The following is an 11,846-nucleotide window of genomic DNA, read 5'->3' on the forward strand; positions in this document are numbered from 1 at the left end:
GGCCTCCTCAGGCTCAGGATCGTCGACTGTCCCGGCCACGCTCACCGCAGTCATAAAATGCGGCGTTCCCGGCAGGGGTTCGTACGGTAGAGAGTTGCAGGTGGGCTGGAGTTCCAAGCCGTTTGCGCGGCTAATACCCGGTCATTTCCAGATAGCCCTGGCCGCCATGGCTGCCGCTCAGGTGCACCGGTCCTTCCCAGTAGGGAATGCGCAAATCCATCCAGGCATTCGGGTTCAGCGCACGGAGGCGGATGTCGAGTTGCTTGCCCGGAATCCTGATCGACCAGCTGACGGGCATGGTGCGACCGGCCACCTTCGCGGTGCCCTCGGGCGCCAGGCTGATCTCGCTGGCGTGCAACGCCTGGGTGCGGCCCTGGGCATCGATCCAGGTACCGGTCAGGTAAGGCTCACCGTCCTTTTGCCGCATGCGATAAAGCATTACCTGCTCACCACTGTCCAGGTGCAGGGAGAACCAGTCCCAGCCCGTCTGGTTGGCGGTCAGAGGCTGGCCGCTCCATTCGCGATCGAGCCACGCCGGGCCGCTGACCTGATAGCGGGTGCCATCGATCACCAGCTCGCCGCTGGCCTGGAAAAACGGCTGGCTGTAGTAGTACGACGCCTGGCCCTGTTCCGATTTCTGGCTAAAGCCCTGATTACCCTGCAATACCAACGGGCGTGTGGACGTCAGGCGCAGGTTGTAGCTGAAGTGCTTGTCCCGGGCGCTGAGTTGCAGGTCGGCCAGCGCATCGCGCCCCTGGCTGCTGAAGTGCCAGTCATCGATCCATGCCTTGAACGGCGCCAGTGCGACGCCCGCCTGCGCCACCCCACCCCGGGCATAACGCTCGGCGGCGTGGTGCGCGGTGGCCGAGGTCACTGCCGCGTGCCCCAGCCAGATCACCTGGCTGGCCCAGCCCGCCGCTGTCGGCCCGGCCTGCAGGGCGCTGCGGAACAAGGTCCATTGCACGCCGAACTCGCGGCCCTGGGCGTCCTTGAGGTTGGCGGTCACGTACCACCATTCGATGCGAAAACCATCATGGGGGCCGTGATCAGCCGGAAAGCTGAACACCCGCCCTGGAACGACCGGGGTAAATGACGACGCCGTGCTGCCCAGACCGGCAAACCCTTTTTCGACCGGCGCCGGCTGATCACAGCCACTGAGCAGGATCAGCAGCAGTACTGCGAGCTTAATCCTCATGAGCAAAGGTCCTCAGCGGATCCGCCGGTTGCGTGCGATACAACGAGTACAGCGGCCAGGCCGACGCCAGCAGTGTCGCCAGCAGGGCCAACCCCATCAATTGCAACAGCTGCCACGGAAACACCCGCAGCGGCAGGCGCCAGCCGAACGCCTGGACATTGATCACGGCGTCCAGGCACCAGGCCAGGGCGATGCCCAGCGGCAATGCCAGGACCAACGTCAGCACCGCCAGCAGCCAGGTCTGCCCCAGGTTCAGCAACATCAATTGGCGCCGCGTCACCCCCAGCGCCCACAGCGGTGCCAGTTGCCCCAGACGACTCTGGCTCTGGGTCAGCAGGCTGATGAACAAAGCGACCCCCGCGACCGCCAGGGTCAGGCTGTTCAGCGCGGCGGTTGCGGCAAAGGTGCGCTCGAACACCTGTGAGGACCAGTCCTTGAGCCGCGCCTGATCGACGATCCGATTGTCATCCAGGGCGAAGCGCGCCTGCAGCGTGGTGAGGAAAGACGGAATCGAGGCCGGATCAATTCGCAGGTTGAATCGATTGGGCGTCAGCTGTGGCCAATGGCGCAGCAGGTGTCGCTCATTGACCAGTACGTGGCCTTTGGGATTGCCGTAGTCGGCATAGATGCCGATGATTTGCGGCGACCAGGTTCCACCGGGCGTGGTCATTGGCAGCGAATCCCCCAGCCGGACCTTCAACCGGCGGGCCAGCTGTTCGCTGAGCATCACGCTGTCGTCGCTCGCCAGGCGCTTCCATGGATCGTCACCCTGGGCCTCCAGCAGCGGCCAGTGCTGGCGATAGGTTGGGTGGTCGATCACGCCAAAGACGTCCGTGGGCCAACCCTGCAATTGCGTCGACACCTGCCAGTTGGGCAGCACCGCCTCGACCTGCGGCTGCTGTTTGAGCCAGGCGTACAACTCGACCGACTGCGCCGGGTTCTGTGGGTTGAGGTACAGTTCGGCGCTCAAGCGTTGTTCCAGCCAGTGACTGAAGGTCTCGCGAAAACCGCCGGTCATGCTCCCGGCGCCGATGTTTGCGGCCAGCGCCAGCAGCAGCGCCATCAATGCCAGGCTCAACGCCGGCAACTGCTGGCGGCAATCAGCGACGAACCATTGGCCGAGCACCGAGCGACTGCGCTGCAGCACTGCGTTCAACACCAGATTGAGCACCACCGGCAGCGCCAGCGCGGCCCCGAGCAACAACGCAGCCAGCAGCACAAAGCCGCTGGCCAGGCTATCGCCCAGGAACAATGCCAACAGCGCGATCACCGCTGCCAGCGCTGCGACCCAGCCCTGGCGGCGCAGCCAGCGCGAGTGGGCCTGGTGCCAGGCCTGGGGATCGGCCAGGGCCAGCAAGGGCAGGCGCGCCGCCCGCAACAGACTATTGGTTCCGGCCAGCAACGCCCCGAGCAGGCTCAAGCCGATGCCACTCAACCACCACCACGGGCTCAGGTTCAGTTGCCCGGCGACTTCGGCGCCATACAGGCCCCGCAAGCTGGCGGCGACATCCGGCAACAGCACACTCGCCAACAGATAGCCGCTGGTGACCCCGGCCACTCCGCCGACCAGCGCCAAAGCGCCCAGCTCGACGACCAGGCAAGCGATCAACATCCGCGCGCTGACGCCGCAGGCACGCAAAGTCCGCAGCAGACCACGGCGTTGCTCCAAGGCCAGGCCGATGGCCGCATGGACGATGAACAGGCCGACCACGAATGAAAGAAAACCCAAGGCATCGAGGTTCAGGTGAAAGCTTTCGGTCAGGCGCGCCAGATTGTTTTCTTCACCACTGCGCGTGAGTTGCAGCACAGCGCTGAACCCGTCCGGCAGCGGCGCGCTGAAATCCTTGGGCAACAGCAGGCGCGACACTTGACCGGGCTGGTCGAGAATCTGCTGGGCAAAGCCGATGTCCACCAGCAGTACGCCAGGCGCCATGTCGGCCTGGGCATGCAGTGGTGGCAAGATCTGGCCGTTGGCACTGACCGGCCGTTCGCCCTCATGCAGCCCCATGGCCCGCAACGTTTGGGGTGCGACCCAGGTGCTGCCCGGGGGCGTGAAAAACTCGACGATCTGCTCGATCGCCAGCGCCCGCCCGGCCACCGCAGAACCCGCCGGCAGCGACACCGGTTCAATGCCCATCAGTTGCAGTCGCTGTTGTTCCAGTCCCTTGAGCGTCACCCGTCCCTGCAGCACCGGCGAAACCGGCCAACCAGCACGCCGCAGGTCTACAAACAGTTGCTGGGAAAATGTTCCCCCGCCCGGGGCACTGAGACTGGCCTGGGGTTCGCCACCAATCAGCTCGCTGGCCCGGGCGTAACTGTCCCGTGCCTGGCTGTTCAAGGCCTGTACGCCCGTGAGCAGGCTGGTGGCGAGCCACAGCCCGGTCAGCACGCTGAAAAATTGCACCGGGTGCTGCCGCCAGTGGCTCAGCAGCGCGCGTAATGCCTGGTAGAAAACCCGCACCTCAGCGCCCGTCCGCGCCAGCCAGGCGACCACGGTGCAACACCACTTTGTCGGCGAGGCGCGCGGCGACCCGAGTGCTGTGGGTGACCATCAGCAAGGTCGTGGGGCTGTCGTCGAGCAGTTCCAGCAGCAGCGTCAATACCTCATCGCTGGTGCCCTCATCGAGACTGCCGGTGGGCTCATCGGCGAGCAGCAATTTGGGTCTGGACGCCAGCGCGCGACCCAAAGCAACCCGTTGCTGTTGTCCTCCGGAAAGTTGTTCCGGGTAGCGGCGCAACAGATCTGCCAACCCCAGGCGCTGCACCAGGTGCGCTTGCCACTGCCGATCATGGCGCCCGGCCAGGCGCGCCTGGAACGCCAGGTTATCCTCCACGCGCAGGCTGCCGATCAGGTTGAACTGCTGGAACACCAGGCCGATTTCACTGCGGCGCCAGTTGGCCAGCTGTCGTTCGTTCATCTGCTCCAGCCGATACTCGCCGCTGGTGATGGTGCCGTGATCCACCTTGTCCAGCCCGGCGATCAGGTGCAGCAAAGTACTCTTGCCGCTGCCCGATTCGCCCATCAAGGCCAGGCTGCTGCCAGGTTTCAACATCAGGTCGACGCCTTGCAGCACCGGCAAGGGCCCTTGCGGCGTTGCGTAGCTTTTGAACACTGCGTGGACTTCAAGCATGGGTCGACCCGTTCGGTGAGCGTCGGCCAAGGATAGCGGCCTGGCAGGACTTTTGTCCGATCACGATTGCCCGGGTGCCGGGCGCCTGCGGCGACTGACGGCGATTTGCGTCCAGCCAATTCCCAGCTACAAATGACATGTGGGTTTAACTGTCCAAAATCTTGACTGTGGTTGTCATGGGTCGGACTTGGCTGGATGGCGAAAGCTTTAGGGATGGTCAGGCGCATGGCTGAAGGCAAATACCGCTCGGACATCGATGGTCTGCGAGCTGTAGCGGTGATCGCGGTACTGCTGCACCACCTCAATACCAGCCTGCTGCCAGGCGGTTTTGTGGGCGTGGATATTTTCTTCGTGATCTCCGGTTTCCTGATCACCTCCCAGGTGTATTCCGAGGTCAGGCGCAACGCGTTCTCGCTCAAGGGCTTCTATCAGCGACGCATCAATCGTATCGTCCCGGCGCTGGCGACGGTGTTGCTGGCGACGGTGATCGTTGGCGCTTTTATCCTGTCCCCGGCCGACCTGATCCGGCTCAACGTCAGCGCCCTGCTCTCCCTGCTGGGCGTTTCCAACATCTATATCTGGATCAAGTACGGCAACTACTTCGCCGCCGATGCCGGCGAGGCACCTCTTCTGCATACCTGGTCGCTGGGCATCGAAGAGCAGTTCTACGTCATCTGGCCGCTGTTCATCGTGCTGGTTTATCGCCTGGCACCGCGTTACGTTCTGCCGATCCTGGGGATCGGCGTGGTGCTCGCAGTGGCCGTTTCCGAGTACGCGACGGGCGTCTTCGCCACGGCCGCCTACTACCTGCTGCCGACGCGTTTTTTCGAGCTGATGCTGGGCGGGGTGTTGGGCATCTATCTGCAGCAGCCCCGTGTCATGGGCAAGCTGACCACCCATGCCCTCGCGCTGGCGGGCTACCTGCTGATCGGTTTCGCGCTGTTTGCCTTGAACGCGAAATCGACCTTTCCCGGACTTAACGCCCTGATCCCTTGCCTGGGTGCAGCGCTGTTGATTCTCGCGGGCAGCGGCGACAGGCACTCGCGATTGCTGACCTGCCGGCCAATGGTGTTTATCGGGCTGATTTCCTATTCGCTGTATCTGTGGCACTGGCCACTGATTGCCTACCTCAATTATCTGGAAATCCCTGTCGACATACCCGTCGGTGCGCTGCTGATCGCGGTATCGATCGGGCTGTCGTGGCTGTCCTGGCGTTATGTCGAGGTACCCTTCCGGCGCGCCGGCGCGAGCTGGCATTTCTCCCGGGTGTTCGTTCGCCGATTTGCGCTCCCGGCCTTGGGACTGGCTGCCATTGCCGTGCTGAGCGTTGTTTTCAACGGTTTCCCGCAGCGTTTTGGTCCCCAGGTTTCAGCGCTGGAAGCGATGACACAGAGCCGGCCGAACGAAATTCGTCGCGGCTGTCATGTCACCAATGCGTTGTACAGCACCGGTCCTGATGACTCATGCCGCCTGGGCACGAAAAAAGCGGTGTTGGACGGCATCATGATCGGCGACTCGTTTGCCAATCACTTCACGGGAATGGTCGATCTGCTGGCCAGACCCGACAATCTATCGATCATGGATTACACCATGGACTCGTGCCCGCCGATCCCCGGCTACGACGCCGATATGTCGCCGGTGTACGCCGCCCACTGCGCGAAACGCAACGAGCGGGTGTTCAGCCTGATCGAGCAGAACAAATACCCTTATGTGGTGATGGCGGCGGTCTGGCCCAAGGAAGCCGATGCGGGGGATATCGTTGAGGCGAGCATTCGGCGGGTGGTGGAGAGCAGCGGCCAGGTCATCGTGATCCTGAGCAACCAGCACATCGAAAAGGCCGCCAGTTGCCCGATCAGGCGTTTGATGTTTGGCTCCGAGCGCGATTGTTCGGTAGCCCAGAGCGCGCTCGCACCGTATTGGGCGGACGTGCGGGCGAAATTTCCCCAGGTGCGCTTTATCGACCCCAATCAGGTGATATGCCCGGCGGGGGTTTGCAGCCCGATCATTCAGGGGCAGTTGTTGTACCTGGACGATTCGCACCTGAATGAGGGTGGTTCGCGATTAATCGGCCGCACGCTGCTGGAGCGCGGATATTCGCTGCTGCATGATCCAGTGCGCACTGCACGCTCGGAGATGCTCAAGGGGTCGTCCGCAGTGATGAACTGAAGCGCTGCTCGCTAACAAACGCGCCTTGGCGTGAGGGTAGATGCTGTATCCGCGCTGTGATCGTTCGCGCGAATCACCTCGAATAATCGCAAGCTTTATCCCCGAAGAGTTGCCACCCGGCAATGCATTTTGCCAATAGTTTGTCGGCTATTTCTTGGCGCTGGCACATAGCCATTTTTGCGCAAGAAATGTCGGACTTCTTTACAAAGCGTCAAAAAAACGTTGACTCAAATCTGACACACCTGAAGCGTACAAACCCTCCCCAGAATCGCTCAACGACCGTCTATCGTTTTCTTTGAACACCCCTCAAACCCCTCAAAACCGGGGCAAACGCAGCTGCGACAAGCACTTGATGGCATATCGCCCCCAACCTTGGGGTTTGTCTTGCCGATGCAACACGTCATTTTGCTGACACGGATTTCCACGGCTGGTCTATACCCATTTTGACAGTCTAATTCTGATCCTCTCCACCGTCTTACGAGGCACGCCAAAATGGACGTGAGCGTATTTGGTACGGGCTACGTTGGCCTGATACAAGCAGCGGCACTGGCCGATGTCGGACATCGCGTCCTGTGCGTCGACATTGATCCGAACAAGATCAAGCAGCTGCAACAAGCGGTACCGCCGATCAGTGAACCGGGACTCTCCGGCACGCTGGAAGAGAACATCAAGGCCGGTCGTTTGCTGTTCACCACCCAGGCCAGCGATGCAGTGGAACACGCCGAGCTCATCTTCATCGCCGTGGGCACGCCCGCCGATGAGGACGGTTCCGCCGACCTCAGCCACGTGCTCAACGTGGCCCGTCAGATCGCCAGTTTCATGGAGGCCGATCGCACGTTGATCATCAAGTCCACCGTACCGGTCGGCACGGCGGATCAGGTGGTCGCCGCGGCCAGCGAAGAATTGCGATGCCGGGAAAGGACAATGTTTAAGGTACGGGTGGTGTCCAACCCGGAGTTTCTCAAGGAGGGCAGCGCGTTGGCCGACTGCATGCGCCCGGACCGGATCATCGTCGGCACCGACGACGAGCAGGCCCGCGAGCAGCTGAGCGAGCTCTACGCCCCCTTCTGTCGTAACCATGAAAAAATCATGTTCATGGACAATCGCAGTGCCGAGCTGACCAAATACGCGGCCAATGCGATGCTCGCCACTCGCATCAGCTTCATGAACGAACTGGCCAATCTCACCGAACTGCTGGGCGCCGACATCGAAGCGGTGCGCAAGGGCATTGGCTCGGACCCGCGCATTGGTTATCACTTTATCTACCCGGGCTGCGGCTTCGGTGGCTCATGCTTTCCCAAGGACCTGCGCGCCCTGCTGCACACCGCCGAACACAACGGCATGCCATTGCGCCTGCTGCGCAGCGTGACCGACGTCAACGACAGCCAGCGTCACATCCTCTTCGGCAAACTCAAAGCGCGATTCCCCGAAGGCCTGGCCGGCAAGTCCATTGCGATCTGGGGCCTGGCGTTCAAACCCAATACCGACGACATGCGCGAAGCCCCCAGCCGCTATCTGATGGAAGCCTTGTGGGCCGAGGGCGCCAGCGTGCAGGCGTACGACCCGGAAGCCATGTCCGAATGCCGTCGCCTCTACGGCTATCGCAACGACCTGCACCTGTGCGCCACTCGCGATGACACCCTGGAAGACGCCGACGCCCTGGTGATTTGCACCGAGTGGAAGAATTTTCGCGTGGTCGACTTCGAGCTGCTGGCCAGCAAGTTGCGTTCGCGGGTGATCGTCGACGGGCGCAACCTCTATAACCCCGAGCACGTGGCGGCCGCCGGCCTGCACTACAGCGGCATCGGCTTGCGTCACATCGTGCCCGAGGCGCTGCGTCCATGAAGATTCTCGTGACCGGAGCCGCCGGCTTCATTGGTGCCCATTGTGTGTTGCGGCTACTGCGCGACGGGCATCAAGTGTGCGGGCTGGATAACTTCAACGACTACTACGAGCCGCAACTCAAACACGATCGAGTGTCCTGGGTGCAGGAGCAGGTCGGCCGTTTCCAGCTCGAAAGAGTCGACCTGGCCGATGCCGCGGCCATCGAGGCGCTGTTCGCCCGTGAACAACCCCAAGTGGTGATTCACCTGGCCGCCCAGGCCGGCGTGCGTTACTCACTGGAAAATCCGCGGGCCTACCTGGACAGCAACCTCAGTGGTTTCCTGAACATACTCGAAAGCTGCCGGCGCCACCCGGTTCAGCACCTGATCTACGCCTCGTCCAGTTCAGTGTATGGCGCCAACCAGCACACGCCCTACTCGGTCCGGGACGGCGTCAATCACCCGCTGTCGCTGTACGCCGCGACCAAGAAAGCCAACGAGCTGATGGCCCACAGTTACAGCCATCTGTTCGGCATCCCCTGCACCGGGCTGCGCTTTTTTACCGTGTACGGTCCCTGGGGCCGCCCGGACATGTCGCCGATCCAGTTCGCCCGGGCGATTGCCCAAGGCCAGCCGTTGAAGCTGTTCAACTACGGCGAGCACCAGCGTGATTTCACCTACATCGACGACATCATCGAAAGCATCACCCGCCTGATTGAGCGGCCACCGCAGGCCAACCCTGAATGGGACCGGGAAACCCCGGACCCGGCCAGCAGCATGGCGCCGTGGCGCATTTTCAATATTGGCGGGCAACACCCGGTCGAGCTCAAGGCTTACCTGGCGCTGCTGGAAAAACACCTTGGACAAACAGCCGTGGTCGAGTTGCTGCCCCTGCAACCTGGCGATGTGCTCAATACCTGTGCCGATGCCAGCGACCTGGCCCAGGCCACCGGTTTCCAGCCACGGATCGCGCTGGATGAGGGACTTGGGCGCTTCGTTGCCTGGTTTCGCGACTACTACCCACTGCCTATCGCCCACGCGCCGTTCGCGGCTGAACTTCAGCGGAGGATGCCATGACTGGACATGAAAAAGGTGTACCCCTCAAACAATTGAGGCGGGACAAGCGGCTGGACCCCGAACACCGCATCCGCATGGATGCCGCCATCCACATGCAGGGCCGTGGCTGGATCACTGGTCGCGATGGTGGTCGCCCCTGGACGTTATCGCGCACCAACCGGGTACTGGCTTTCCTGGGGGCGTTGATCATCCTGGTGCTGATCTCGCCGTTGCTGCTGGGCCTGGCGCTGGTGATCAAGTTCAGCAGCCCGGGGCCGGTGATGTTCGTGCAAAAACGCACCGGCTACCGCGGTCGCACGTTCGGCATGTACAAGTTCCGCACCATGGTTGCCAACGCCGAGGAGCTCAAGGAATCCCTGCGTCACCTCAACAAACACGGCGCCGATGCGATCGATTTCAAGATCGACAAGGACCCCCGCATCACCAGCATCGGTGGCTTCCTGCGGCGCAGCAGCCTCGACGAATTGCCCAACCTGTTCAACGTGGTGGCCGGCGACATGCGCCTGGTGGGCCCTCGGCCCACCTCGTTCAATGCCTACCGCTACAAAGACAATCATCTTGCGCGCCTGAGCATTTACCCCGGCATGACCGGCCTGTGGCAGATCTCCGGGCGCAGCAATATCGACTTCGACCAGCGCGTTGAGTTGGACCTCAGCTATATCGCCGAGCAGAGCCTGCTGCTTGATCTGAAGATCCTGTTGAAAACCCCCTTCAAAGTATTCAGCGGCCACGGAGCGAGTTAAATGGACGGTTCAACTGCAAAAAGCCTGACAATCGCGAACCCGAGCGAGTCCAACCTGACTTCGACTGTGCTCGATCAAGATCTGCGGATCCTCTTCCTGACCGCCGCCAACCCCGGCGCGGGCACGACCACCAGCGCCCTGGTGCTGGCCAGTCAACTGGCCCAGATGAGCAGCGGCCAGGTGTTGCTGGTCGACGCGAGCCAGTCCACCAGCAACCTCACCCAACAGCTTGGGTTGACCAAGGAGCGCGGCTTTCGCGACCTGTTGTTCAACACCCAGAGCCCGCCCTTGCTACAGGACTGTGTGGTGGACGTCTCCAGCCTGCCCTTCCACGTGCTGCCCAATGGGCGTTATGCCCGGGGCGACGAACACCTGACCCCTGAAACCCTGAGCCCGTTGCTCGACCAGTTGGGCAGCCGCTACCGCTTTGTCGTGATCGACGGCGACGCGGTCTACTCGGCCGCCGACACCCTGGTCATCAGCACCCAGGTGGACGGCGTGATCATGGTCGTGCGCGCCGAAGACACCCGTTGGGAAGTGGCCCAGGCCGCTGTCCAGCGCCTGACCCAGGCCGGGGCAAAACTGGTGGGCAGTGTGTTTAATCGACGCAAGTACTACATGCCTAAATGGCTCTACAAAAACCTGTGAGCGAACGCCAAAGGATGACGACATGAACGCCAGAATGCTTGTCCTGCTGTTGCTGCCGCTTGCAGGTTGCTCCAGCACCTCCCAAGAAACCCAGTCGATGCCGGTGCAGATTCTTACCGCTGCACCGACCAATGCCCAGGCCACTGACGTGCCCCAGGTCGAGCAGACCCTGCGGCCCCAGGATGTCCTGGACGTGATCTTCCACGTCAGCACCAGTGGCTCTGACGCCTACCGCGTGCAATCGGGCGACATGGTTGCGCTGAATTTCACCGCGGCCAGCCAGCTCAACGGTAACCAGCTGGTACTGCCCGACGGCACCATCGAGCTTCCGGGGGCCAACACTTCGGTGAAAGTCGAAGGCCTGACCCGCGAACAGGCCCGCGTGGAAATCCAGCGTGCGTATGAGCGCAAGCAGCTGTTCCAGCCCAATCGCAACACACTGTCGCTCAATGTGGTCAGCCCGCTGACCAACGAGCAGAACCTCAAGTCGACACTCAACCACCCCAATACCGGCATGAGCCGCGAGATCATCGTCGGCACCGACGGCTACGCCAGCTTTCCGGAAATCGGCGCCGTACCGCTGCAGGGCATGACGGTCAACCAGCTGGAAACCTTCCTCAATAAACGCTACGCCACCCTGCCGGGCCGCATGACCGTGGACGTGCTGCTCAAGTCCACCGCCGGCAACGAGATCTACGTACTGGGCGAAGTCGGCCAGCCGGGCTCCTACCCGATTCGCCGTCCGGTGTCGGTGCTCGAAGCCCTGACCATGGCCCGCGGTTCCAACGTCAAGGCGCGCCTGGACTCGGTAATGATCATGCGGCGCAACGGCAACCAGGTGACTGCCCATCGTTATGACGTGGAGAAGGCCCTGTCCGGCGATGCCACGCAGATCGCCTACCTGCAGCCTGACGACATGCTGTACGTGCCCAAGACCAAACTGGCCAGCGCCGGCGAACTCGCCCGGCAACTGGCGGACGTGGTGCTGTTCCAGGGCGTGGGCATGAGCTTCAGCTACCGCGTCGACAACAAAGGCAGCGACAACTAACTCTCAGGTGACCGT

9 protein-coding genes are annotated in these 11,846 nt (G+C 62.2%); 6 read left to right on the forward strand and 3 right to left on the reverse strand.

The window, feature by feature from the left end; genetic code table 11:
- Positions 1–130: 130 nt before the first annotated feature.
- From HYI44_RS01425 to HYI44_RS01435, 3 genes are read right to left on the reverse strand one after another with little or no spacing between them, the layout of a single operon-like run.
- Positions 131–1,195, reverse strand: a complete 1,065-nt coding sequence (locus tag HYI44_RS01425) for a lipocalin-like domain-containing protein (RefSeq protein WP_225568567.1) — start codon at positions 1,193–1,195, stop codon at positions 131–133.
- On the reverse strand, positions 1,185–3,656 hold the full coding sequence (locus HYI44_RS01430) for an FtsX-like permease family protein (RefSeq protein ID WP_225568818.1): 2,472 nt from the start codon (positions 3,654–3,656) through the stop codon (positions 1,185–1,187). Before HYI44_RS01430 ends, HYI44_RS01425 begins: the two co-directional genes overlap by 11 nt.
- Position 3,657: 1 nt before the next feature.
- The gene (locus HYI44_RS01435) at positions 3,658–4,326 is read right to left on the reverse strand and encodes an ABC transporter ATP-binding protein (protein WP_225568568.1); all 669 of its coding nucleotides are present in this window, start codon (positions 4,324–4,326) and stop codon (positions 3,658–3,660) included.
- A gap of 225 nt (positions 4,327–4,551) precedes the next feature.
- Here HYI44_RS01435 and HYI44_RS01440 point away from each other — a divergent pair, with 225 nt between their 5' ends.
- The 6 genes from HYI44_RS01440 to HYI44_RS01465 all read left to right on the forward strand — a co-directional run bounded on the left by HYI44_RS01440 (position 4,552) and on the right by HYI44_RS01465 (position 11,831).
- Entirely contained in the window at positions 4,552–6,492 is a 1,941-nt protein-coding gene (locus tag HYI44_RS01440; RefSeq protein WP_225568569.1) for an acyltransferase family protein, read from the forward strand.
- A gap of 492 nt (positions 6,493–6,984) precedes the next feature.
- Entirely contained in the window at positions 6,985–8,337 is a 1,353-nt protein-coding gene (locus HYI44_RS01445) for a UDP-glucose dehydrogenase family protein (protein ID WP_225568570.1), read from the forward strand.
- On the forward strand, positions 8,334–9,392 hold the full coding sequence (locus tag HYI44_RS01450) for an NAD-dependent epimerase (RefSeq protein WP_122839184.1): 1,059 nt from the start codon (positions 8,334–8,336) through the stop codon (positions 9,390–9,392). The genes HYI44_RS01445 and HYI44_RS01450 overlap by 4 nt, the downstream gene beginning before the upstream one ends.
- Positions 9,389–10,135: a sugar transferase gene (locus HYI44_RS01455; RefSeq protein WP_225568571.1), complete on the forward strand. Its 747-nt coding sequence runs from the start codon at positions 9,389–9,391 to the stop codon at positions 10,133–10,135. Before HYI44_RS01450 ends, HYI44_RS01455 begins: the two co-directional genes overlap by 4 nt.
- A complete protein-coding gene (locus HYI44_RS01460) occupies positions 10,136–10,783 on the forward strand; it encodes a CpsD/CapB family tyrosine-protein kinase (RefSeq protein WP_045061560.1) in 648 nt (215 codons plus the stop codon).
- A gap of 22 nt (positions 10,784–10,805) precedes the next feature.
- On the forward strand, positions 10,806–11,831 hold the full coding sequence (locus HYI44_RS01465) for a polysaccharide biosynthesis/export family protein (RefSeq protein WP_045061561.1): 1,026 nt from the start codon (positions 10,806–10,808) through the stop codon (positions 11,829–11,831).
- Positions 11,832–11,846: the final 15 nt, after the last annotated feature.

This window comes from Pseudomonas sp. Y24-6 (assembly GCF_020295325.1).
GTDB classification, from domain to species: domain Bacteria; phylum Pseudomonadota; class Gammaproteobacteria; order Pseudomonadales; family Pseudomonadaceae; genus Aquipseudomonas; species Aquipseudomonas gregormendelii.